Source organism: Streptococcus sp. 1343 (assembly GCF_013277355.1).
GTDB lineage: Bacteria > Bacillota > Bacilli > Lactobacillales > Streptococcaceae > Streptococcus > Streptococcus pseudopneumoniae.
This window is the reverse complement of the sequence record NZ_VMMT01000039.1, coordinates 1-25,137: the sequence shown is the minus strand read 5'-3', so window position 1 is coordinate 25,137 and position 25,137 is coordinate 1. Positions and strand designations below refer to the sequence as shown.

Here is a 25,137-nt window from a genome sequence, read left to right as displayed (position 1 = left end):
ATGGAAAGGAATATCAGTATGAAAAAATGGCAAACATGTGTTCTTGGAGCAGGTTCGCTCCTTTGTTTGACGGCTTGTTCAGGCAAGTCCATGACCAGTGAACACCAAATGAAAGATGAGATGAAGATGGAGCAGACAGCTAGTAAAACAAGCACGGCTAAAGGGAAAGAGGTGGCTGATTTTGAGCTAACTGGAGTAGATGGCAAGACCTACCGCTTGTCTGATTACAAGGGCAAGAAAGTCTATCTCAAATTCTGGGCTTCTTGGTGTTCCATCTGTCTGGCTAGTCTTCCAGATACGGATGAAATTGCTAAAGAAGCTGGCGACGACTATGTGGTCTTGACAGTAGTGTCACCAGGACACAAGGGAGAACAATCTGAAGCGGACTTTAAGAATTGGTATAAGGGCTTGGATTATAAAAATTTCCCAGTCCTAGTTGACCCATCAGGCAAACTTTTGGAAAGTTATGGTGTTCGTTCTTACCCAACTCAAGCCTTTATAGATGGTGAAGGAAAATTGGTCAAAACGCAACCAGGTTTCATGGAAAAAGATGCGATTTTGCAAACTTTGAAGGAATTAGCCTAGGAGGTGTCCTATGAATGATAAGCTAAAAATCATCTTGTTGCTAGGAGTATTTTTCCTAGCCATAACCGGTTTCTATTTTCTATTGATGCGAAATGCAGGGCAGACAGATGCCTCGCAAATTGAGAAAGCGGCAGTCAGCCAAGGAGGAAAAACAGTGAAAAAAACAGAAGTGAGTAAAGATGCAGACTTGCACGAAATTTATCTAGCTGGGGGATGTTTCTGGGGAGTGGAGGAATATTTCTCACGCGTTCCCGGGGTGACAGATGCCGTATCAGGCTATGCAAATGGTAGAGGGGAGACAACCAAGTACGAATTGATTAACCAAACAGGTCATGCGGAGACTGTTCATGTTACCTATGATGCCAATCAAATTTCCCTCAAGGAAATCCTGCTTCATTATTTCCGCATTATCAATCCAACCAGCAAAAATAAACAAGGAAATGATGTGGGAACCCAGTACCGTACTGGTGTTTATTACACAGATGACAAGGATTTAGAAGTGATCAACCAAGTCTTTGATGAGGTAGCTAAGAAATACGATCAACCTCTAGCAGTTGAAAAGGAAACCTTGAAGAATTTTGTAGTGGCAGAGGATTACCACCAAGACTATCTCAAGAAAAATCCAAATGGCTACTGCCATATCAATGTCAATCAGGCAGCCTATCCCGTCATTGATGCCAGCAAATATCCCAAACCAAGCGATGAAGAATTGAAAAAGACCCTGTCACCTGAGGAATATGCAGTTACCCAGAAAAATCAAACAGAACGGGCTTTTTCAAACCGCTACTGGGATAAATTTGAATCTGGTATCTATGTGGATGTAGCAACTGGGGAACCTCTTTTTTCATCAAAGGACAAGTTTGAGTCTGGTTGTGGTTGGCCTAGTTTCACCCAACCAATCAGTCCAGATGTTGTGACCTACAAGGAAGATAAGTCCTACAATATGACGCGCATGGAAGTGAGAAGTCGAGTAGGAGATTCTCACCTTGGCCATGTCTTTACGGACGGTCCACAGGACAAGGGCGGCTTACGCTACTGTATCAATAGCCTCTCTATCCGCTTTATTCCCAAAGACCAAATGGAAGAAAAAGGCTATGCTTATTTACTAGATTATGTTGATTAATACTCTTCGAAAATCGCTTCAAACCACGTCAGCGTCGCCTTGCCGTGGGTAGGGTTGAGACTGGGCAAAAACTCAATTTGAGGAGAGAATAAAGCAAATTTTCTAACAATAAAACACATAATATCAAGAATTTTTAACATCTGATACTATGCGTTTTCTAATTTAAAAGACTTTTTGCCCAGTCTCTCTATCCACAATCTCAAAGCGGTACTTTGAGAAACCTGTGGCTAGCTTCCTAGTTTACTTTTTGATTTTCATTGAGTATAAGAAGTCTTTCCTAAGCAGTGAGAGGAGAATTTTGCTATACTGATACTAGTAAGTGGTAAAGGAGAGAAGCATGACCTATACAATCTTAATTGTAGAAGATGAATATCTGGTAAGACAAGGTTTGACTAAACTGGTCAATGTAGCAGCCTACGATATGGAAATCATCGGTCAGGCTGAAAATGGAAGGCAGGCTTGGGAATTAATCCAAAAACAGGTGCCAGATATCATTTTAACCGATATCAACATGCCTCAGCTAAATGGCATCCAGTTGGCCAGTCTGGTTCGGGAAACCTATCCTCAGGTTCATCTAGTTTTTTTGACTGGCTACGATGATTTTGATTATGCCTTGTCTGCTGTCAAACTCGGTGTGGATGACTACCTGCTCAAGCCCTTTTCTCGTCAGGATATTGAGGAAATGTTGGGGAAAATCAAGCAAAAACTAGATAAGGAAGAGAAGGAAGAGCAGTTACAAGATTTATTGGCCGATAAGTTTGAAGGAAACATGGCCCAGAAAATCCAGTCCCATCTGGCTGATAGCCAGTTTAGTTTAAAGTCTTTGGCCAGTGACTTAGGTTTTAGTCCGACTTATCTGAGTTCCTTGATTAAGAAAGAGCTGGGCCTGCCTTTTCAGGATTATCTGGTGAGAGAACGTGTCAAACAAGCCAAGCTTTTGCTTTTAACTACAAATCTGAAGATTTATGAGATAGCTGAAAAGGTTGGTTTTGAAGATATGAACTATTTTACCCAACGTTTTAAACAGATTGCAGGTGTGACACCTCGTCAGTTTAAGAAGGGGGAAGGTCGATGAAGCGTTCTTCTCTTTTAGTCAGAATGGTTATTTCCATCTTTTTGGTCTTTCTTATTCTCCTAGCTCTGGTCGGGACTTTCTACTATCAATCTAGTTCTTCAGCCATTGAGACCACCATTGAAGGCAACAGCCAAACGACCATCAGCCAGACTAGCCACTTTATTCAGTCTTATATTAAAAAATTAGAAACCACCTCGACCGGTTTGACCCAGCAGACGGATGTCCTAGCCTATGCTGAGAATCCCAGTCAAGATAAGGTCAAGGGAATCCGAGATCTATTTTTGACCATCTTAAAGGCAGACCAGGACTTGAAAGCAGTGGTTTTGGTGACCAAATCTGGTCAGGTCATTTCTACAGATGACAGTGTTCAGATGAAAACTTCTTCAGATATGATGGCTGAGGATTGGTACCAAAAGGCCATTCATCAGGGAGCCATGCCTATTTTGACTCCAGCTCGTAAATCAGATAGTCAATGGGTCATTTCTGTCACTCAAGAACTTCTTGATGCAAAGGGAGCTAATCTGGGCGTGCTTCGTTTGGATATTTCTTATGAAACTCTGGAAGCCTATCTTAACCAACTTCAGTTGGGGCAGCAGGGCTTTGCCTTTATCATCAATGAAAATCATGAATTTGTCTACCATCCTCAACACACAGTTTATAGTTCGTCTAGCGAAATGGAGGCCATGAAATCCTACATCGAGACGGGTCAGGGCTATACGCTAGATCACCAATCCTACGTCAGTCAAGAAAAGATTGCAGGAACTGATTGGACGGTGCTTGGCGTGTCTTCGCTGGAGAAGTTAGACCAGGTTCGGAGTCAACTCATGTGGACCTTGCTTGGGGCAAGTGTCACATCTCTTCTTGTCTGTCTCTTCTTGGTTTGGTTAAGTCTCAAACGCTGGATTGCTCCTTTAAGGGACTTGAGAGAAACCATGTTGGAAATTGCTTCTGGTGCTCAAAATCTTCGTGCCAAGGAAGTTGGTGCCTATGAACTGAGAGAAGTAACTCGCCAATTTAATGCCATGTTGGATCAGATTGATCAGTTGATGGTAGCTATTCGTAGCCAGGAAGAAACGACCCGTCAGTACCAACTTCAAGCCCTATCAAGCCAGATTAACCCTCATTTCCTCTATAATACCTTGGATACCATCATCTGGATGGCTGAATTTCAGGATAGTCAGCGAGTGGTTCAGGTGACCAAGTCCTTGGCGACCTATTTCCGCTTGGCACTCAATCAAGGTAAGGACTTGATTTGCCTGTCTGATGAAATCAATCATGTCCGCCAGTATCTCTTTATCCAGAAACAACGCTATGGAGATAAGCTGGAATACGAGATTGCTGAAAATCCTGCCTTTGATAACCTAGTCTTGCCCAAGTTGGTTTTGCAACCTCTGGTGGAAAATGCTCTTTACCATGGCATCAAGGAGAAGGAAGGTCAGGGACATATTAGAGTTTCTGTCCAGAAACAGGATACAGGCTTGGTCATCCGCATTGAGGATGATGGAGTTGGCTTCCAAGATGCTGGTGATAGTAGTCAAAGTCAACTCAAACGTGGGGGAGTTGGTCTTCAAAATGTCGATCAGCGTCTCAAACTTCATTTTGGAGAACATTACCAGATGAAGATTGATTCTGCACCCGACAAAGGAACGACGGTTGAAATATACATAAATAGAATAGAAACTAGTTAACTCCCAGTCAATTCTGGGAGTTTTATGCGTAATTGGGCAAGCTTTCCAGGTCGTCTATCTTGCTAAAAACAAGAAAAAACGGTATGATAGATAGTGACAAAAGAGGTGGCAGAGATGAACGAGACACAGATTCAAAGAGAAACACGTCAGATAGTGAAAGATGTTTTAGAAAAGGCCAATTTGAAACAAGGCTCTATCTTTGTTTTGGGTCTTTCCTCTAGTGAAGTGATAGGTGGTCAGATTGGCAAGGAATCCAGCCAAGAAATTGGCGAAATCATTGTGAAGACCATCCTAGATCTCCTAGAAGAAAAAAGAATTCATCTAGCTGTTCAAGGCTGTGAGCATGTCAATCGGGTTCTCGTCGTTGAACGTCAGGTGGCAGAGCAGTTTGGTCTGGAAATCGTCAGTGTCCTTCCTACTCTCCATGCAGGAGGTTCAGGTCAATTGGCAGCCTTTAAGTTTATGCAAGATCCAGTTGAGGTTGAATTTATCAAGGCTCATGCTGGATTGGATATCGGAGATACTGCAATTGGTATGCATGTCAAGCATGTTCAGGTTCCGATTCGCCCTCTTTTGAGAGAGATTGGTCATGCCCATGTAACGGCGCTGGCTAGTCGTCCAAAATTAATCGGAGGTGCGCGTGCGCACTATCCGCAAGATTCTATCAGAAAGTCGTGAGAATAAATAAAGGAGATGAAAGTGTTTAAAAAAGACCGTTTTTCAATTCGTAAGATTAAGGGAGTTGTAGGTTCTGTATTTCTTGGAAGCCTTTTGATGGCTTCTTCTGTAGTGGACGCAGCCACCTATCACTATGTAGATAAAGAGGTTATTTCACAAGAAGCTAAAGATTTAATCCAGACAGGAAAGCCTGATGGAAATGAACTTGTTTATGGTTTGGTGTATCAAAAAAATCAGCTGCCACAAACAGGGACAGAAGCATCTGTTTTGACAGCTTTTGGTTTGCTGACTGTTGGGAGCTTGCTTTTAATCTACAAGAGAAAGAAAATTGCCAGCGTCTTTCTAGTTGGAGCTATGGGATTGGTAGTCCTTCCTAGTGCAGGAGCTGTAGATCCAGTTGCTACTCTAGCACCGGCTAGTCGAGAGGGTGTTGTTGAAATGGATGGTTATCGTTATGTTGGTTATCTATCAGGTGACATCCTCAAAACGCTTGGCTTGGACACTGTTTTAGAAGAAGACTCAGCTAAACCTGAAGAGGTAACTGTGGTCGAAGTTGAGAATCCCCAAGTAACAACAAATCAGGAGCAAGCTAAGCCAGAAAACCGAGCAGTAGAGACAGAGGAAGCTCCTAAAACAGAAGAAAATCCAAAGGAAGAACCAAAATCGGAGGTAAAACCTACTGACGAAACCCTTCCTAAAGTAGAAGAGGGGAAAGAAGATTCAGCAGAACCAGCACCAGTCAAATCGGAAAGTCAACCATCAGACAAACCAGCTGAGGAATCAAAAGTTGCAACTCCAGTAGAACAACCAAAAGTCCCAGAACAACCCGTGCAACCTACACAACCGGAGCAGCCAAGGATACCAAAAGAATCATCACAACCAGAAGATCCTAAAGAGGATAAGGTATCGGAAGAGACACCGAAACAAGAAGATGCACAGCCAGAAGTAGTAGAAACAAGAGATGAGGCTTCTAATCAACCTGTTGAAGAACTAAAAGTGGAAACGCCTGCTGTAGAAAAACAAACGGAACCAGCTGAGGAACCAAAAGTTGAACAAGCAGGTGAACCAGTTGCACCAAGAGAAGACGAAAAGGCACCAGTCGAGCTAGAAAAGCAACCAGAAGCTTCTAAAGAAGAGAAGACTGCGGAAGAAATACCGAAACAAGAAGAACAACCAGTAGAAGCTCAAGTTGAACCAGAAAGTCAACCAACAGAAACTTCACCAGCTGCTCAACCAGCAGAACATCAGGACGAAGAAACAAAAGAAGAACAGCCAGCAGTAGAACATAAAACAACTCCTGAAGAAGGTGTGTTAAATGTAATAGAAGTTATAGTAACTAAAGAGCCTGTGCCTTTTAAGACAGTTGAGCAAGATGATGAGAACCTCGCTAAGGGAAAAACAAGGGTTATTCGAGAAGGTGTTGCTGGCGAACGCACTATTTTAACTGAAGTCACTACTACTGATGGTAGACAGTCCAGTAAAGTACTAGAGGATACAATAACAACCAATCCAGTAGATGAAATAAAGGGTGTTGGTACTAAAGAACCAGTTGATAAAAGTGAGTTAAAGAATCAAATTGATAAAGCTAGTTCAGTTTCTCCTACTGATTATTCTACAGCAAGTTACAATGCTCTTGGATCTGTTTTAGAAGCTGCAAAAGGTGTATATGCTTCTGACTCTGTAAAACAACCTGAAGTAGATAGCGAGACAGCTAAACTTAAAGCTGCTATCGACGCTCTTACTGTTGATAAAACAGACTTAAACAAAACTATCGAAGATGCGAAATCAAAAACTAAAGAGCACTACAGTGATGCATCTTGGACAAACCTTCAAAATGTATTAGCCGAAGCGAAAAAAGTTACAAGCAAACCAGAAGCAAAACAAAGCGAAGTTAATCACATTGACGAAAAACTTAAATCCGCTATTGCTGGATTAAATACAGATAAGACTGAACTTGAAAAACAACTGAATCTTGTAAACGAAAAAACTCAAGCTGACCACAGTACTACATCTTGGAACACTCTAGAAGAATCGAAAAATGCCGCTCAAACTGTAAAAGATAAGGCTACCTCTACTCAAGCTCAAATCGACGAAGCTACTAAAAAACTTAAAGCTGCTATTGACGCTCTAAGCGTTGATAAAACAGACTTAAACAAAACTATCGAAGATGCGAAATCAAAAACTAAAGAACACTACAGCGATGCAACTTGGGCAAATCTTCAAACTGTACTAGCTGAAGCTGAAAAAGTTACAAGCAACCCAGCAACAAAACAAAGCGAAGTAAATCACATTGACGAAAAACTGAAATCTGCTATCGCTGGTTTAAATACAGATAAGACTGAACTTGAAAAACAACTTGCTGATGTTAAGTCTAAAACTGCAGCGGACTACAGCACTACATCTTGGAATGCTCTAGAAGAATCGAAAAATGTCGCTCAAACTGTAAAAGACAACAATAAGGCTACTCAAGCTCAAATCGACGAAGCTGCTAAAAAACTGAAAGCGGCTATCACTGATTTAACTACAGATAAGACTGAACTTGAAAAACAACTTGCTGATGCTCAGTCTAAGACTGCTACTGACTACAGTACTGTATCTTGGAGCGCTCTAGAAGAGGCAAAAAATGCCGCTCAAGCTGTAGAAGATAACGCTACTGCTACTCAGGCTCAAATCGATGATGCTGCTAAAAAACTGAAATCTGCTATCGATGCTCTTACTGTTGATAAAACAAAATTACAAGAACAAATAAAAGATGCAGAAATTAAACGAGAAGCTGACTATAGCCCTAATACTTGGAATGAATTTAAAAAAGCTGAAATAAAAGCTAAAGAAATCAACAACCAAACTACTCCACTTCCTAAACAAAGTAAAATAGATGCGACTACTCAAGCTCTTCAAGACGCTATTAAAGCTCTTGCTGTAGATAAAACTGCATTACAAACGGCTATTAACACAGCTAACAGCAAACGTAAAGAAGAATACACTACTCAAACATGGAAATCTTTAGAAGACACTCTTACAGCAGCAAAATCTGTAAATACAGATAAAACTGCTACTCAAAGTAAAGTAGATGAAGCTACTAGAAGATTAGAAGAAGCTATCAAAAACTTAGTTCCATTATCTGCAAAACCAGTATTAACATTTGTAAATACTGATAAGAAAGTATTAGATAAAGAAGTAGTTGCTAAGTATTCTCTAGAAAATCCTACTAAAGCTAAAATCAAATCAATCACAGCTACCCTGAAAAAAGATGGACAAGTTGTTAAGACTGTGAATCTAACAGAAAATAATCTAAATGCGTTATTAGACAATGTAGAATACTTCAAAGAGTATACTCTATCTACTACTATGGTTTATGATAGAGGTAATGGTCAAGAAGAAACTGAAACATTAGAAGATCAACCAATTCAATTAGATCTTAAAAAAGTTGAAATTAAAAATATTAAAGAAACAAGTCTAATAAGTGTTGACGATGAAGGTGTTGAAACTGACTCAAGTTTACTTTCAGAAAAACCAACGAATGTTGCTTCACTTTACCTACGAGTTACAACTCATGACAACAAAGTTACAAGACTTGCTGTTGACAAGATTGAAGAAGTAGAAAAAGACGGAAAAACTTTATATAAAGTTACTGCCAAAGCACCAGACTTAGTTCAACGTAATGCTGATAACACACTTAGCGAAGAGTATGTTCATTACTTTGAAAAACAAAAAGCAAAAGAAGGTAATGTTTACTACAACTTCAATGAGCTTGTAAAAGATATGCAAGCTAACCCTAGCGGTGAGTTCAAACTTGGTGCAGACTTGAATGCAGCTAATGTACCAACACCAAATAAACAATATGTTCCTGGTAAATTCAGTGGGACTTTAACAAGTGTGGATGGTAAACAATACACAATCCACAATATGGCTCGTCAGTTATTTGATAACATTGAAGGTGGAACAGTTAAAAACATTAATTTAGGTAATGTTAATATTAATATGCCTTGGATTGAAAATATTTCAGCACTATCGCGAGCACTTAAAAATGGTACTGTAGAAAATGTTAAAGTAACAGGTAGCATTCTAGGTAAAGATGGTATTGCTGGTATTGTTAATAAGGGAGACATAGGTGGGCTTCTTAAAAATGTTGCTTTTATTGGTAAACTAACAGGAGTTGGTAATAGACCTTGGGATATCGGTGGTATTGCCGGAGAACTTTGGAGAGGAAATATTAAACACGCATATGTAGATGCTGATATTACCGCAGATAAAGCACGTGTAGGTGGACTTGTTGCTAGAACAGATAACGGTTCTGATCCTAATGGAATTGATAAGTATGCATCTGTTCGCAACGCTGTTACTAAAGGTACTATTAACGTGAAAAATCCTGTTGATGTTGGTGGATTCATTAGTAAAAACTGGACATGGGGGCGTGTTGCTGATACAGTCTCAATGATGAAAGTTAAAAACGGTGAAGAATTCTATGGATCTAGAGATTTAGAAGCAGAAGATGGATACTATACAAGAAACTGGATTGAAAGAAACTACGTTGTTAAAGATGTGAGTGAAGGTTCTCACTCATTTAAGGGTTCTCGTAGTAATCGAATCCAAGAAATCAGCTTGGAAGAAGCAAACAAGAAAATAGAGTCATTCGGAATTACTGCTGATAAATTCGAAATTAAACCTCTTATTGAAGAGAAACTTAACAATACTAAACCAAAAGCTGATACTTATAAAGATACTCAAGATTATGATGCATCTCGTGAACTTGCCTACCGTAATATCGAAAAACTTCAACCGTTCTACAATAAAGAATGGATTGTAAACCAAGGAAATAAATTAGCTGCTGATAGTCATCTTATGACCAAGGAAGTCCTATCAGTTACTGCTATGAAGGGCAATGCCTTTGTAACAGAATTGGCTGATGCTGACCACATTTTGGTGCACTATGCTGATAAGACCAAAGACATCTTTACTGTTTCGCTGAAAGAATCTAATGTCAAACAAGTGAAAGAGTACAGCATTGCTGAACTCGGAGAAGTTGTCTATACGCCTAATATCGTTGACAAAGACCGTAGTGATCTTATCAATGCTATCGTTGAAAAATTAAGCCCAGTTGAGCTACAATCAGATCCTATCTACACACACCTAAATAGAACCGGTCCTAACAAAGTAAATGCGATTAAGAACCTTTACCTCGAAGAAACCTTCAAAGAAGTCAAGGATAATCTGGCGAAATTTGTGAAACAGTTGCTTGAAAATGAAGATCATCAATTAAACACAGATGAATCTGCTAAACGCGCCTTGATCAAGAAGATTGATGACAATAAGGCTGCTGTTCTTCTTGGATTAGCTTACCTAAATCGTTACTACGGTGTTAAATTCGATGACTTTAATATTAAAGAATTAATGCTATTCAAACCTGACTTTTATGGTAAAAATGTTAATGTTTTAGACTTCTTGATTAAGATTGGTTCTAAAGAAAATAATATTAAAGGTAACAGAACGTTAGAAGCTTATCGTGAAGTAATTGGTGGAACGATTGGTATCGGTGAGTTAAACGGTTTCTTAAACTATAATATGCGTTTATTCACAGAAGAAACTGACATCAATACTTGGTATAAAAAAGCTGTATCGCATACCAACTATATTGTTGAAAAACAATCCTCAAACCCTGCGTTTGCCAACAAGAAATATCGCCTTTATGAAAACTTGAACAATGGTGAACATGGTAAATACATTTTACCACTTCTCACTACGAAGAAAGCTCATATGTTCTTGATTTCAACCTATAATACATTAGCGTTTAGTGCGTTTGAGAAATATGGTAAGAATACAGAAGCTGAACGTGAAGCGTTTAAGAAAGAAATCGATTTACGTGCTCAAGAGCAAATTAATTACTTAGACTTCTGGTCAAGACTTGCAGCTGATAATGTACGTGATAGATTGTTAAAATCTGAAAATATGGTTCCGTCTGCAATTTGGGATAACCAAGAAGTTCCAGGCCATGGATGGGCTGATAGAATGGGGCATAATAAGAATGGTGACTATGCTCCGGTTCGTGAGTTCTATGGACCTACAGGTAAATGGCATGGATATAATGGTACGGGTGCATATGCTTATATCTTTACTAATCCACAAAACTCAGAAGCTGTGTATTATATCATATCTAGTATGATCAGTGATTTCGGTACTTCTGCATTCACTCATGAAACTACACACATTAATGACCGTATGGCCTACTTAGGAACATGGCGTCACCGTGAAGGAACAGACGTTGAAGCCTTTGCTCAAGGTATGTTACAATCACCATCAGTTTCAAATCCAAATGGAGAATATGGTGCCTTAGGATTAAACATGGCTTACGAACGTAAAAATGATGGAAATCAAATTTACAACTATAATCCGAATGTGTTAAATAGTCGTGAGAAAATCGATCACTACATGAAGAATTACAATGAATCCATGATGATGCTTGATTACTTAGAAGCTGAGTCTGTCATCAAGAAAAATACTGGAACAAATGATAAGTGGTTCAAGAAGATTGATAAGAAATATCGTGAAAAAGCGGATCGCAATGGCTTAGTTGGTGAACCACATCAATGGGATTTAGTTCGTGATTTGAATGATGACGAAAAGAATACGAAGCTGACAAGTATTGATCAACTGGTTGATGGAAACTTTGCAACGAAACATGGATTACCAGGAAATGGTCATTACCGTACTGAAGGATTTGATTCTGCTTATACTGTAGTAAATATGATGACAGGTATTTATGGTGGTAATACAAGTAAGAGTGCGGTTGGTTCAATCTCATTCAAACATAATACCTTCCGTATGTGGGGTTACTTCGGTTATTTAGACGGATTCTTAGGTTATGCATCAAACAAATACAAACAAGAATCTAAAGCAGCAGGTAATGTAGGTCTTGGTGATGACTTTATTATTAATAAAGTTTCTAACGGCAAATTCCAAAGCTTAGAAGCATGGAAGAAAGCATGGTATCATGAAGTACACGAAAAAGCCCAAAGAGGTTTTGTTGAAATTGAAATCGATGGTCAAAAGATTTCAACTTACGCACAACTTCAGACCTTATTTGATGCCGCGGTCGAAAAAGACCTTCAAGGTAATGATTTCAAGAATACTGTGGATCTTAAATGGAAAGTTTACAAACAACTCTTGCAGAAATCAGATGGATTTGCTGGTGATTTATTCACTAAAGCATAATCAATAGTAAGAAAACAATAAAAAGGTAGATCAGCTTTTGTCTGTATCTGCCTTTTTATGCTATACTTAAGGTATGCATAGAAAAACAGTGATTGATTTTAGGGCTTTGGGGGAGAGATACATCTTTACCCAGCCTATTAAAGAGTTGAAAACGAGAAATGTAGAAGAAGTGGCAGATTTGCTGGCACAAGTGGAAAGCTACCAAGAGCAAGGTTATTATGTGGTGGGCTATGTCAGCTACGAGGCTGCACCTGCTTTTGAGGAAAAATTAGCAGTTCACAAGGATCCCCTACTGGGAGAGTACCTGCTTTACTTTACTGTTCATGATAGCGTAGAAACTTCCCCTATTCCTCTGACTTATGAGGATATTGATTTGCCCTCAAATTGGCAGGAAGTGACGTCTGCAGCAGACTATGAAAAGGCAATTGCCCAAATTCACCATCATTTGCGTCAGGGAGACACCTATCAGGTCAACTACACCGTCCAACTCAAGCAAAAGTTAAGTGCCAATCCTTTTGCCATCTACAATCGTATGGTGGTAGAGCAGGAGGCGGGCTACAATGCCTATGTTGAACATGACGAGATGGCAGTAATTTCCATGAGCCCAGAGCTCTTTTTTGAGCAAAATGACCGCGAATTGACAACACGACCAATGAAGGGGACGACTCAGCGTGGCATGACTGACAAAGAAGACTTGGAGCAGGCCAGTTGGTTGGAACAGGATCCTAAAAATCGCTCTGAAAATATGATGATTGTGGACCTCTTGCGCAATGATATGAACCGTATTTCTGAAGTGGGGAGCGAGCACGTGGAGCGTCTGTGTCAGGTAGAGCAGTATTCAACGGTTTGGCAGATGACTTCGACCATCAAGAGTCAGTTGCGAGAGGATGTGAACCTTGTTGAAATCTTCCGTTCTCTCTTTCCTTGTGGTTCTATAACGGGAGCACCGAAAATTGCGACTATGGAAATCATCAAGAACTTGGAGCCGCAACCGCGTGGAGTTTACTGCGGAACGATTGGTCTCTTGCTTCCAAATGGACGACGGATTTTTAATGTGGCCATTCGTACCATTCAACTTCACAAAGGTCAAGCAATCTATGGAGTTGGCGGAGGCATTACATGGGATAGCACTTGGGAATCTGAATACCAAGAGGTTCATCAAAAGGCAGCTGTTCTCTATCGTAAACAAGCTCGTTTTCAGCTAATTACTACTGGGAAAATCAGCCAGAAGAACCTGCTGTTTGAAGCACAACATCTGGAAAGGCTGAGAAAAGCTAGTCGCTATTTTGCTTCTCCTTTTGATGCAGAAGACTTGAAACAAAAGATAAAGGAAGAGTGTCAGGATTGTGATGTTAATCAAGATTACCGCTTGCGAATCAGCATTAGCAAATCTGGAGAGATAGAAGTCAATCGTCAAGTATTAACACCCCTTAGTCCACAGTTCTGCCAGGCTAAACTTTGTCTGCAAGAAGCCAATTTGCAGCAAGCTTTTACCCACTTTAAAACGACTCATAGACCATACTTGAGTTTAGGGGAGCAAGAGATCATTTACTACAATAAGTCAGGAGAACTGCTTGAAACCTCTATCGGAAATCTGGTTTTGAAAATTGCTGGGAAACTCTACACACCGCCTATCCGACTTGGAATCTTGCCAGGAATTTACCGTCAGCATTTGCTAGAAACAGGACAGCTAGAAGAGAAAGTCTTGACCTTGGCAGATTTAGCCCAAGCAGAAGCTATTTACGGCTGTAATGCAGTGAGAGGCTTGTATGAACTAAGCCTTGAGGAGAACTAGATGAAACTGATATTTTTGCACGGGTTAGGGCAGTCAGCAGAGTCTTGGAAAGAAGTTCGGAATCTACTGACAGATTATCCTTCTGAGGCTATTGAGTTATTTCCTTCAGGAGTTAGCAACTATCAACAAGCTAAAGAGCGAGTTTATCAACACCTAGCTCAAGAGATAGAACCTTTTGTTTTGATTGGATTGTCCTTAGGTGCTGCCCTGGCATTAGAACTATCTTGTTATGATTTACCAAATCTTCGAGCTTTGATTCTGTCAGGATGCCCGCTTAAATTGTCCGGTAATATCCTATTTTATCTTCAGTTGCTGATTTTTAAACTACTTCCCAAAAGAGTATTTGAAAAACAGGGAGCAGACAAGACTTTTATAATAGGTATTTCCAAAGAATTGAAGACACTTGACTTAACGGATATAGCAGAGAATTGCCCCTATCCAACCTTACTAATTTGTGGCAGCAAAGATAAACCGAATCTTAGTTCTATGAGAAGTCTTCATAAACTAATATCAGAATCCCAATTTCAGATTATCCCAGATGGCCCTCATGTCTTGAATAAGGAAAAACCAAAGGAGTTTGTAGAAAAGACCAGAAGTTTCCTTGAATTGCTGAAATAAGTTTGATAAAATAATAGTGAAATCGATGACATCGTTAGAGGAGAAAGTAATGAACAAACGTCTATTTTTAAAAATGAGTCTGGTGACGTTGTCAATTTTAGCCTTGTTTTCACAACCTGTGTTAGCAGAGGAAAACATTCATTTTTCGAGTTGTAAGGAAGCTTGGGCGAATGGATACGCGGATATTCATGAGGGAGACCCCGGTTATTCTGCCAAGTTATACCGTGATCATGACGGTGTGGCTTGCGAATTGAAAAATGCTCCTAAGGGTGCTTTTAAAGCAAAACAAGCGGCTACAACTCAAACTGATACAACTTCATCCACAGCAAGTGGTTGGGTTAAGCAGGACGGTTCTTGGTACTATTTTGATGGAAATGGAAATCTAGTGAAAAATGCATGGCAGGGAAACTATTACCTGAAAGCTGATGGTAAAATGGCACAGAGTGAATGGATTTATGACTCTTCTTATCAAGCTTGGTATTATTTGACATCAGATGGATCTTATGCTTATAGTATATGGCAAGGAAATTACTATTTGAAATCAGATGGTAAGATGGCCAAAAGTGAATGGGTTTATGATGATTCTTATCAAGCTTGGTATTATTTGACATCAGATGGATCTTATGCTTATAGTGCATGGCAAGGAAACTATTATTTGAAATCAGATGGTAAAATGGCTAAAGGTGAATGGGTTTATGACTCTTCTTACCAAACTTGGTATTATTTGACATCAGATGGATCTTATGCTTATAATACATGGCAAGGGAATTATTATCTAAAATCAGATGGTAAAATGGCTGTCAATGAATGGGTTGATGGTGGACGTTATTATGTTGGTGCGACTGGTTTGTGGAAAGCTAATTCAAAAGTAAGCAATAAAGGTTCTTATTATAGCCTTCAAGGAAAGTATGATGAAATCATAGTTGCCAATAAACATTATCCTATGTCTAAAGATTACTATCCAGGTGAAAATGCTACTGCAAAAGCAGCCTTTTTAAAACTGATTGCACAGATGCAGAAGGAAGGATACGCTATTAGCGATAATTATAGTGGCTTTAGAAGTTATGCAACTCAAGCACAATTATATCAAAGTTATGTGAACCAAGAGGGCCAGGCTGCTGCGGATCGTTATTCCGCCCGTCCTGGATATAGCGAACATCAGACAGGACTTGCTTTTGATGTGATTGGCACAGATGGTCAATTAGTTGAAGATGCTGGTGCGGCTCAATGGTTATTGGATTATGCACCAGACTATGGTTTTGTTGTTCGCTATCCCCGTGGAAAAGAGAGTGTCACAGGCTATATGCATGAGGAATGGCATTTACGTTACATTGGAAAAGAAGCAAAAGAGATTGCTGCAAGTGGTTTGACACTGGAGAAATATTATGGATTTGATGGTGGAGATTATCTGGATTAAAAATCTATATTAGCTAAATGCAAACCTTTGCATAAATGAGTGAATTTTGTTATACTAGTACTGTAAGCATTTTCAATTACTAGACAATGAAAAAGGAGAGTATGATGAGTCAAAAGATTATTGGGATTGACCTTGGTGGAACTTCTATCAAATTTGCAATCTTAACAACAGCAGGAGAAATCCAAGGAAAATGGTCAATCAAGACCAACATTCTGGATGAGGGAAGTCATATCGTAGATGATATGATTGAGTCTATTCAACATCGTTTGGACTTGCTTGGATTGGCAGCAGCGGACTTCCAAGGAATTGGGATGGGATCACCAGGTGTGGTTGACCGTGAAAACGGGACTGTTATTGGTGCCTACAACCTCAACTGGAAAACCCTTCAACCAATTAAAGAAAAGATTGAAAAAGCCTTGGGTATCCCATTCTTCATCGATAATGATGCCAACGTGGCAGCTCTTGGTGAGCGCTGGATGGGTGCTGGAGATAACCAACCAGATGTTGTCTTTATGACACTTGGTACAGGTGTTGGTGGCGGTATCGTCGCTGAAGGCAAATTGCTTCATGGTGTTGCTGGTGCAGCAGGTGAGCTTGGCCACATCACTGTTGACTTTGACCAACCAATCGCATGTACTTGCGGTAAGAAAGGTTGCCTTGAGACAGTTGCTTCAGCAACAGGGATTGTCAATTTGACTCGTCGCTATGCGGATGAATACGAAGGCGATGCAGCCTTGAAACGCTTGATTGATAACGGAGAAGAAGTAACTGCTAAGACTGTCTTTGACCTTGCAAAAGAAGGAGATGACCTTGCTTTGATTGTTTACCGTAACTTCTCACGTTACTTGGGAATCGCTTGTGCCAACATCGGTTCAATCCTCAACCCATCAACAATCGTGATCGGTGGTGGTGTGTCAGCTGCGGGAGAATTCCTTCTACAAGGTGTTCAAAAAGTCTATGACGAAAATACTTTCCCACAAGTGCGCACATCTACTAAATTGGCTCTTGCAACTCTAGGAAATGACGCTGGGGTTATCGGAGCAGCATCACTTGTATTGCAATAAAATAAAAAAGGAGAAAATTGCTTTCCAGAAGCGAGTGATTTTCCTCCTTTCTTTTTTTATGCTATACTAGTTAGGAACTAAATGAGGTGAGAGTAAATGACAAAAGCAGATACAATCTTTAAAGAAAATATTGAACGAATCCTCAAAGACGGTGTCTTTTCTGAGCAAGCACGTCCTAAGTACAAGGATGGGACCGTTGCTAACTCCAAGTACGTAACTGGAGCCTTTGCAGAATATGACTTATCTAAAGGAGAATTTCCTATCACAACCTTACGTCCTATAGCTATCAAATCTGCCATCAAGGAAGTTCTCTGGATTTACCAAGACCAGTCAAATAGCTTAGAAGTGCTTAATGACAAGTACAATGTTCACTACTGGAATGACTGGGAAGTTGGAGACACGGGAACCATTGGTGAGCGCTATGGTGCCGTTGTTAAGAAACACGACATTATCAATAAGCTTCTCAAACAGTTGGAAACCAATCCTTGGAACCGCCGCAATATTATTTCGCTCTGGGATTACCAAGCTTTCGAAGAAACAGATGGGCTGCTCCCGTGCGCCTTTCAGACCATGTTTGATGTTCGGCGTGTTGATGGGGAAATCTATCTGGATGCGACCTTGACCCAGCGCTCCAATGATATGCTGGTGGCCCACCACATCAACGCTATGCAGTATGTGGCTTTGCAGATGATGATTGCCAAACATTTTGGCTGGAAGGTTGGGAAGTTCTTCTACTTCATCAATAACCTCCATATCTATGACAATCAATTTGAACAAGCAGAGGAATTGCTTCGTCGGGAGCCGTCAAACTGCCAACCTCGTTTGGTCTTGAATGTTCCAGATGGGACCAATTTCTTTGATATTAAAGCAGAGAACTTTGAGTTGGTAGATTATGACCCTGTTAAGCCGCAGTTGAAGTTTGACCTAGCCATTTAATACTCTTAGAAAATCTCTTCAAACTACGTCAGCGTCGCTTCATCTACAACCTCAAANNNNTGCGGCTAGCTTCCTAGTTTGCTCTTTGATTTTCATTGAGTATAAAAGAATAGAAAAAGAAGTTGAGACAATGAATCCCAACTTCTTTTGTTTCTTAACGTGACACGCGACGGCGAGCTGCTTTTTTACGGTTTTCTTCGATGAAAGCTGCTTTTTGCTCTTCTGGTTCGATTACTTTCTTTTTAAATGCGTATACTGCACCTGCAACGGCAGCAACAGTTCCTGCGACACCTGTTACAAGACCTTTAGCGAATCCTTTAGCCATGAGTCTTCCTCCTTTATCTTCTTAATCAGCCAGCCCCCTCAAGAGGTCACATTTTTCTGACTGACCTTTTTGTGTTATAATAATAGTAACGAAAAAATGGGAATTTTTCAAGGAAAAAAGATGAAAACAAAAATAATTGTGATTGTTGGACCGACTGCTGTTGGAAAAACAGCCCTTGCCATTGAAGTGGCCAAGCGTTTTAATGGCGAAGTGGTTAGCGGTGATAGTCAGCAAGTCTATCGAGGACTTGATATTGGGACGGCTAAGGCTAGTCCAGAAGAGCAGGAAACTGTTCCTCATCATTTAATCGATGTTAGAGAGGTAACCGAGTCTTACTCGGCTTTTGATTTTGTTTCAGAAGCTAAGATGGCTATTGAGGATATTCACAGCCGTAGCAAGCTGGCCATTATCGCTGGTGGGACTGGACTTTATATCCAGAGCTTGCTAGAAGGTTACCACCTAGGTGGGGAGACTCCCCATGAGGAGATTTTGGCCTATCGGGCTAGCTTGGAGCCTTATACAGATGAGGAATTAGCTCATCTGGTGGAGCAAGCAGACCTTAAAATTCCTCAGTTTAATCGTCGTCGTGCGATGCGTGCCTTGGAAATTGCCCATTTTGGTCAGGAATTGGAAAATCAAGAGACCTTGTATGAACCATTGATTATCTGCTTGGATGATGAGCGCAGTCAATTATATGAACGTATCAATCGCCGCGTGGATTTGATGTTTGAGGCTGGGCTTTTGGATGAGGCTAAGTGGCTCTTTGACCATTACCCTGATGTGCAGGCTGCTAAAGGAATTGGCTACAAGGAACTTTTTCCTTACTTCCGTGGAGAGCAGACCTTGGAGGAAGCTAGTGAGAGTCTCAAACAGGCTACTCGTCGTTTTGCCAAGCGTCAGTTGACCTGGTTCCGTAATCGCATGCAGGTCACCTTTTATCAGATTGGAGAAGCTGGTGTGCAAGACCGCATTTTAAGCCAGATAGAGGAGTTTTTAGATGATTGATACGGAAAAAAAAGAGGAGCGAGTCCTGCTCATAGGTGTGGAATTGCAGGGCATGGACAATTTTGACCTCTCCATGGAAGAATTGGCCAGTTTAGCGAAAACGGCTGGGGCAGTCGTTGTAGATAGCTACAGACAAAAACGTGAAAAATATGATTCCAAGACCTTCGTCGGCTCTGGTAAGTTGGAAGAAATTGCGCTTATGGTGGATGCAGAAGAAATCACCACTGTCATCGTCAACAACCGTCTGACCCCACGGCAAAATGTCAATCTAGAAGAAGTTCTCGGTGTTAAGGTCATTGACCGTATGCAGTTGATTTTGGATATCTTTGCCATGCGGGCTCGAAGCCATGAAGGGAAACTCCAAGTCCACCTAGCCCAGCTCAAATATCTCTTGCCTCGCTTGGTTGGTCAGGGAATTATGCTCAGCCGTCAGGCAGGGGGAATTGGTTCCCGTGGACCTGGTGAAAGCCAGCTGGAGCTGAATCGTCGTAGCGTTCGCAATCAAATCACAGATATCGAGCGCCAGCTCAAGGTGGTTGAGAAAAATCGGGCGACTGTCAGAGAAAAACGTTTGGAGTCAAGCACCTTTAAGATTGGTTTGATTGGTTACACCAATGCTGGAAAATCAACCATCATGAACACCTTGATCAGTAAGACTCAGTATGAAGCGGACGAGCTCTTTGCGACTCTAGATGCGACGACTAAGAGTATCCATCTGGGAGGCAATCTCCAAGTAACTTTGACAGATACTGTTGGCTTTATCCAAGATTTGCCGACAGAGTTGGTGTCCAGTTTCAAGTCAACCTTGGAAGAAAGCAAGCATGTGGACCTTCTGGTTCATGTTATCGATGCCAGCAATCCTTACCACGAGGAGCATGAAAAAACGGTTCTCTCCATCATGAAAGACCTGGACATGGAAGATATTCCTCACTTGACGCTTTATAATAAAGCGGATTTGGTGGAGGATTTCACGCCTACCCAAACGCCTTATGCCCTCATTTCTGCCAAGTCGGAGGATAGTCGTGAGAATTTGCAGGCTTTACTGCTAGAGAAAATCAAGGATATTTTTGAATCTTTCACCCTGCGCGTGCCTTTTTCAAAGTCCTACAAGATTCATGATTTGGAAAGTGTAGCTATTCTTGAAAATCGCGATTATCAGGATGACGGGGAAGTCATTACAGGCTACATTTCTGAGAAAAACAAATGGAGGTTAGAGGAATTTTATGACTGATATCAAAAATTTGGCTCTAAAGTATGGAGGTTATACAAGCCTAGATAAGGTTTACTTAGATCAACTTCTAGATGGTAAAACAGATCAAGAACAGTTGGTGCTTATCACTCCTCCGCCAAGTGTGGTCAATGCCTACTTTGCAGAACTTTACCAAAAAAAGAGTCCTGAAGCTGCAACCGATTATTTTGCGGAACTCAATCAGGAACTGAATCTCTACAATGTTGAGCCAAGTTTCACTCTCGAAAACAAGCCTTTTATTCGGCTTAATTTGTCTGGTAAATCCTTTGGTTTTTGCTATGAGAGTGATGGTCTTGGTCGGATTTTCTCTGAAAATGAGGAGAAAATTTCGGATGACTTGCTCTTTGAGATTGCACAAATTTTCCCCCATCAACTAGTCTTTGAAAAGTCTGGCAAGATTTACATGAAGGCTGTCGGAGACGAGGAAGTTGTTAGCATGGAGAGTCTCACAGCTTTGACTGATTTGGAAAGCTTGGTTGACGGTCGTAAGCGTCTCAAAGGCTACAGCCAAGAGGATTTACTGCAAGAAGCTGTTGCTTTTTCTGGCAAGCGCTATTTCCGATCGGAAAATCGCACAGCCATGTTATATATTGATTAATTAGAAAGTATCGAATGGATATTCAATTTTTAGGAACGGGGGCAGGTCAGCCCTCTAAAGCCCGCAACGTTTCAAGTCTCGCCCTGAAACTCTTGGACGAGATTAACGAAGTCTGGCTCTTTGACTGTGGAGAAGGTACGCAAAATCGCATTCTGGAAACCACAATTCGACCACGTAAGGTCAGCAAAATCTTTATCACCCACCTGCATGGAGACCACATTTTTGGCCTGCCAGGTTTCCTTTCTAGCCGTGCCTTTCAAGCCAATGAAGAGCAGACAGATTTGGAAATCTATGGCCCGCAGGGTATCAAGTCATTTGTCTTAACCAGTCTTCGTGTGTCAGGTTCGCGTCTGCCTTACCGTATTCATTTTCATGAGTTTGACCAAGATTCTATAGGGAAAATCCTTGAGACCGATAAATTCACGGTGTATGCAGAGGAGCTGGATCATACTATTTTCTGTGTTGGCTATCGTGTCATTCAAAAGGACTTGGAAGGAACGCTGGATGCTGAAAAACTCAAGGCAGCTGGTGTCCCATTTGGCCCACTTTTTGGTAAAATCAAAAACGGTCAAGACGTAGTTCTTGAAGACGGTACTGAAATCAAGGCAGCAGACTATATCTCAGCGCCACGTCCAGGTAAAATTATCACTATTTTAGGAGACACTCGAAAAACGGATGCCAGTGTGCGTCTGGCTGTCAATGCCGATGTCCTAGTCCATGAATCGACTTATGGAAAGGGTGATGAAAAAATTGCTCGTAACCATGGCCACTCTACTAACATGCAAGCTGCACAAGTAGCAGTAGAAGCAGGTGCCAAACGCCTCTTGCTCAACCATATCAGTGCCCGTTTCCTCTCAAAAGATATCAGCAAGCTCAAGAAAGATGCTGCTAGCATTTTTGAAAATGTCCATGTGGTCAAAGACTTGGAAGAAGTGGAAATCTAAAAGATTGAGAAAGGATAAGTATGCCTACTATTCTCATTACTGGCGCTAGTGGTGGTCTAGCTCAAGAAATGGTCAAACTTTTACCAGAAGACCAGCTCATCTTGCTTGGTAGAAATAAGGAAAAATTAGCCCAACTCTACGGAAACCATCCCCATGCAGAATTGATTGAAATCGATATTACCGATGATTCAGCCTTAGAAACTCTGGTAACTGACCTCTATCTCCGCTATGGCGAGATTGATGTTTTGATAAACAACGCTGGTTACGGGATTTTTGAGGAATTTGACCAGATTTCTGACCAAGATATTCACCAGATGTTTGAGGTCAATACTTTTGCCCTGATGAACCTGTCTCGACACCTTGCGGCTCGTATGAAAGACAGTCGAAAAGGTCATATCATCAATATTATCAGCATGGCAGGTTTAATCGCTACTGGCAAGTCCAGTCTCTACTCAGCTACCAAGTTTGCGGCCATTGGTTTTTCAAATGCTCTGCGCCTCGAACTCATGTCCTACGGTGTTTATGTAACGACGGTTAATCCAGGTCCAATCCGTACAGGATTTTTCTACCAAGCCGACCCAGATGGAACCTATCTCAAGTCGGTTGACCGTTTCCTGCTAGAACCAGATGCAGTGGCTAAAAAGATTGTCAAGATTATAGGAAAAAACAAACGAGAACTCAATCTACCGATGTTGTTGAACCTAGCCCATAAGTTGTATACTCTCTTTCCCAAGCTAGCTGATAAGTTGGCAGGGGAGACTTTTAATTATAAGTAAAAAGAACCAATATGCAGGTTGTTGCTAGCCTACATATTGGTTCTTATCATTTATCAACTATCAAACTGGACTTCTTCTAGTAGATAGTCGATAAAGCGTTCGCCCATCTTAGACAGGCTGGTTTTCTCATGCTGGATATAGACCAGTTCAATTGGGTCATCAATATCCAGTGGGATAGAAACGATATTGTCTCCGTTGAGGTTGCTGTTCAAAATCCCTGTTGCAATGGTATATCCATCCAAACCAATCAAGAGATTAAAGAGGGTAGCACGGTCGCTGACTACGATGGATTTCTTGTGGTGTTCTTGGGAAAGAATCTCTTCTGAAAAGTAGAAGGAGTTGTGCGTCCCTTGGTCATAACTCAGATAAGGGAAGTTTTCCAAATCAGACAGTTTCACCTTGTCTTTCTTTGCCAGAGGATTGGTCTTGCTGACAAAGATATGCGGTTGCGCTGTGAAGAGATGGTGAGCCAGCAGGTGATTGTCATCCAGCATTTTCGTTAAAACATCACGGTTGTAGCTGTTCAAAAATAGGACACCGACCTCACTACGGAAGTTCTTGACGTCGTCGATAATTTCCCAAGTACGAGTTTCACGAAGGAAGAGCTCGTATTTCTCCATATCGCTTTTCTTGAGCAAAGAGACAAAGGCATTGACCACAAAGGCATAGTGTTGAGACGAAACGCTAAAGAGTTCGCGGTGGGCGACAGGATTTTTATAGCGTTCCTCCAGAAGCTGAGTTTGCTCGACAACCTGACGGGCATAAGAGAGAAACTCCATCCCATCACGGGTCAAGGTGATTCCCTTGGGATTGCGGATAAAGATCTCAATCCCCATTTCATTTTCCAAATCTCGCACCGCATTGGAAAGACTGGGCTGAGTGATAAAGAGTTGCTTGGCTGCCTCATTCATGGAGCCAGTTTCGACGATTTTGATAATATAATGTAATTGTTGAATTCTCATGTTTTTATTGTACCATACTTGCAACAGAATCGCCAAAGAAGATAGGAAAATCAGGAGTATTGTGTAAGTCTCTTCTTGAAAAAAACACAAAATTTTGCTAGAATGAGTCTTATGAAAACATTCTATGATGTGCAGCAATTCCTCAAACGATTTGGTATTATTGTTTACATGGGAAAACGCTTATATGATATTGAACTGATGAAGTGGGAACTCTCTCGGATTTACGATGCAGGGTTGATGGACAAATTAGACTATCTAGAAGCAGAAGCGGTTCTTCGCAGAGAGCACAAGGTAGAATTGGATTATATTGAGAAAAATGGAGAAAAGAACTAATGGTTACTTGGATTTTGTGGGCACTTATACTAGCAATGTTGGCGTGGATGGGCTTTAACTATCTTCGTATTCGCCGTGCGGCTAAAATTGTGGACAATGAGGAGTTTGAAGCCTTGATTCGTACGGGTCAATTGATTGATTTGCGCGACCCAGCAGAATTCCACAGAAAACATATTCTTGGGGCTCGCAATATTCCTTCAAGTCAGTTGAAGACTAGTCTTGCAGCCCTTCGTAAAGATAAACCTGTCCTTCTCTACGAAAACCAACGTGCGCAACGAGTTACAAATGCAGCTCTTTACTTGAAAAAACAAGGTTTTTCTGAGATTTATATTCTTTCTTATGGCTTGGATTCTTGGAAAGGGAAAGTGAAGACTAGCTAACATTCTGTAAAAATCTGTCGAATGATAGATAAAGCTAGCATTTTATGGTATCATCATTTATATTAATTTTAAGGAGATTTTATAATATGAATTCACAAGAAAAGAAAAAACCTTCACTTATTTTAGGTATCTTATCTATCGTCCTTGGTTTGCTTTCTCCAATAGTGAGTCTGATTTTGGGGATCATAGGATTGGTTTTGGCTTTTTCATACCAAAAAGAATCTGGACTGGACTATAAAACAGAAAAAATTCTCAACATCGTAGGACTTGTAGTTTCTGTTCTTAACTGGATTCTAACAATCGCAGTAGTTTTTAGATAAGCAAAAAACAAAAAAGCTTTAAATTTAAAGCTTTTTTTATTATGGCTTCAAGCCAGT

20 protein-coding genes and 2 pseudogenes are annotated in these 25,137 nt (G+C 40.8%); 20 read left to right on the top strand and 2 right to left on the bottom strand.

Annotated elements, in window-relative coordinates; translation table 11 throughout:
* The first annotated feature begins 18 nt into the window (after positions 1-18).
* The 12 genes and pseudogenes from HT709_RS06255 to HT709_RS06205 all read left to right on the top strand — a co-directional run bounded on the left by HT709_RS06255 (position 19) and on the right by HT709_RS06205 (position 18,188).
* Positions 19-585 (top strand): TlpA disulfide reductase family protein, encoded by a 567-nt coding sequence (locus HT709_RS06255; RefSeq protein WP_000759274.1) that lies wholly within the window; start codon positions 19-21, stop codon positions 583-585.
* Positions 586-595: 10 nt separating this feature from the next.
* Positions 596-1,708, top strand: a complete 1,113-nt coding sequence (gene msrB, locus HT709_RS06250; protein WP_000998316.1) for a peptide-methionine (R)-S-oxide reductase MsrB — start codon at positions 596-598, stop codon at positions 1,706-1,708.
* Positions 1,709-2,045: 337 nt separating this feature from the next.
* Positions 2,046-2,783 (top strand): response regulator transcription factor, encoded by a 738-nt coding sequence (locus HT709_RS06245; RefSeq protein WP_000222621.1) that lies wholly within the window; start codon positions 2,046-2,048, stop codon positions 2,781-2,783.
* Positions 2,780-4,471 (top strand): sensor histidine kinase, encoded by a 1,692-nt coding sequence (locus tag HT709_RS06240; RefSeq protein WP_172925608.1) that lies wholly within the window; start codon positions 2,780-2,782, stop codon positions 4,469-4,471. Before HT709_RS06245 ends, HT709_RS06240 begins: the two co-directional genes overlap by 4 nt.
* A gap of 114 nt (positions 4,472-4,585) precedes the next feature.
* Positions 4,586-5,149, top strand: a complete 564-nt coding sequence (locus HT709_RS06235) for a TIGR01440 family protein (RefSeq protein ID WP_031222745.1) — start codon at positions 4,586-4,588, stop codon at positions 5,147-5,149.
* A gap of 21 nt (positions 5,150-5,170) precedes the next feature.
* A complete protein-coding gene (locus HT709_RS06230; RefSeq protein WP_023936361.1) occupies positions 5,171-12,358 on the top strand; it encodes a ZmpA/ZmpB/ZmpC family metallo-endopeptidase in 7,188 nt (2,395 codons plus the stop codon).
* A 73-nt stretch (positions 12,359-12,431) separates the two neighbouring features.
* Positions 12,432-14,153: an aminodeoxychorismate synthase component I gene (gene pabB / locus HT709_RS06225; protein ID WP_172925607.1), complete on the top strand. Its 1,722-nt coding sequence runs from the start codon at positions 12,432-12,434 to the stop codon at positions 14,151-14,153.
* On the top strand, positions 14,154-14,771 hold the full coding sequence (locus HT709_RS06220; RefSeq protein ID WP_172925606.1) for an alpha/beta hydrolase: 618 nt from the start codon (positions 14,154-14,156) through the stop codon (positions 14,769-14,771).
* A gap of 49 nt (positions 14,772-14,820) precedes the next feature.
* A pseudogene (locus HT709_RS12055) lies at positions 14,821-15,627 on the top strand (N-acetylmuramoyl-L-alanine amidase family protein); the annotation flags it as partial.
* A 6-nt stretch (positions 15,628-15,633) separates the two neighbouring features.
* A pseudogene (gene ldcB, locus HT709_RS12050) lies at positions 15,634-16,188 on the top strand (LD-carboxypeptidase LdcB/DacB); the annotation flags it as partial.
* Positions 16,189-16,292: 104 nt separating this feature from the next.
* Entirely contained in the window at positions 16,293-17,252 is a 960-nt protein-coding gene (locus HT709_RS06210) for an ROK family glucokinase (RefSeq protein ID WP_172925605.1), read from the top strand.
* Between the two features lie 96 nt (positions 17,253-17,348).
* Positions 17,349-18,188, top strand: a complete 840-nt coding sequence (locus HT709_RS06205; protein ID WP_138705088.1) for a thymidylate synthase — start codon at positions 17,349-17,351, stop codon at positions 18,186-18,188.
* Positions 18,189-18,342: 154 nt separating this feature from the next.
* Here the strand turns inward: HT709_RS06205 and HT709_RS06200 are convergent, their stop codons facing one another.
* On the bottom strand, positions 18,343-18,513 hold the full coding sequence (locus tag HT709_RS06200) for a DUF3042 family protein (RefSeq protein WP_001051780.1): 171 nt from the start codon (positions 18,511-18,513) through the stop codon (positions 18,343-18,345).
* Positions 18,514-18,633: 120 nt separating this feature from the next.
* On the opposite strand from HT709_RS06200, the gene miaA reads away from it, so the two are divergent.
* From miaA to HT709_RS06175, 5 genes are read left to right on the top strand one after another with little or no spacing between them, the layout of a single operon-like run.
* Positions 18,634-19,518 (top strand): tRNA (adenosine(37)-N6)-dimethylallyltransferase MiaA, encoded by an 885-nt coding sequence (gene miaA / locus HT709_RS06195; RefSeq protein WP_031222742.1) that lies wholly within the window; start codon positions 18,634-18,636, stop codon positions 19,516-19,518.
* On the top strand, positions 19,511-20,749 hold the full coding sequence (gene hflX, locus HT709_RS06190) for a GTPase HflX (RefSeq protein WP_138705089.1): 1,239 nt from the start codon (positions 19,511-19,513) through the stop codon (positions 20,747-20,749). The genes miaA and hflX overlap by 8 nt, the downstream gene beginning before the upstream one ends.
* Positions 20,742-21,365, top strand: coding sequence for a cystathionine beta-lyase (locus HT709_RS06185; protein ID WP_023939995.1), 624 nt, complete (start codon positions 20,742-20,744; stop codon positions 21,363-21,365). The genes hflX and HT709_RS06185 overlap by 8 nt, the downstream gene beginning before the upstream one ends.
* Positions 21,366-21,379: 14 nt before the next feature.
* A complete protein-coding gene (gene rnz / locus HT709_RS06180) occupies positions 21,380-22,309 on the top strand; it encodes a ribonuclease Z (RefSeq protein ID WP_023939993.1) in 930 nt (309 codons plus the stop codon).
* A 20-nt stretch (positions 22,310-22,329) separates the two neighbouring features.
* On the top strand, positions 22,330-23,085 hold the full coding sequence (locus HT709_RS06175; protein ID WP_023939992.1) for an SDR family oxidoreductase: 756 nt from the start codon (positions 22,330-22,332) through the stop codon (positions 23,083-23,085).
* A gap of 53 nt (positions 23,086-23,138) precedes the next feature.
* On the opposite strand, the gene HT709_RS06170 is transcribed toward HT709_RS06175, so the two are convergent.
* Positions 23,139-24,047 carry a LysR family transcriptional regulator gene (locus HT709_RS06170; RefSeq protein WP_001222592.1) on the bottom strand — a complete coding sequence of 303 codons (909 nt, stop codon included), beginning with the start codon at positions 24,045-24,047 and terminating at the stop codon, positions 23,139-23,141.
* 102 nt (positions 24,048-24,149) lie between these two features.
* Here HT709_RS06170 and HT709_RS06165 point away from each other — a divergent pair, with 102 nt between their 5' ends.
* The 3 genes from HT709_RS06165 to HT709_RS06155 all read left to right on the top strand — a co-directional run bounded on the left by HT709_RS06165 (position 24,150) and on the right by HT709_RS06155 (position 25,080).
* Positions 24,150-24,380: a YqgQ family protein gene (locus HT709_RS06165; protein WP_055387820.1), complete on the top strand. Its 231-nt coding sequence runs from the start codon at positions 24,150-24,152 to the stop codon at positions 24,378-24,380.
* A complete protein-coding gene (locus HT709_RS06160; RefSeq protein ID WP_000259256.1) occupies positions 24,380-24,760 on the top strand; it encodes a rhodanese-like domain-containing protein in 381 nt (126 codons plus the stop codon). The genes HT709_RS06165 and HT709_RS06160 overlap by 1 nt, the downstream gene beginning before the upstream one ends.
* Before the next feature lie 86 nt (positions 24,761-24,846).
* On the top strand, positions 24,847-25,080 hold the full coding sequence (locus tag HT709_RS06155; RefSeq protein ID WP_001088017.1) for a hypothetical protein: 234 nt from the start codon (positions 24,847-24,849) through the stop codon (positions 25,078-25,080).
* The last annotated feature ends 57 nt before the right edge of the window (positions 25,081-25,137 follow it).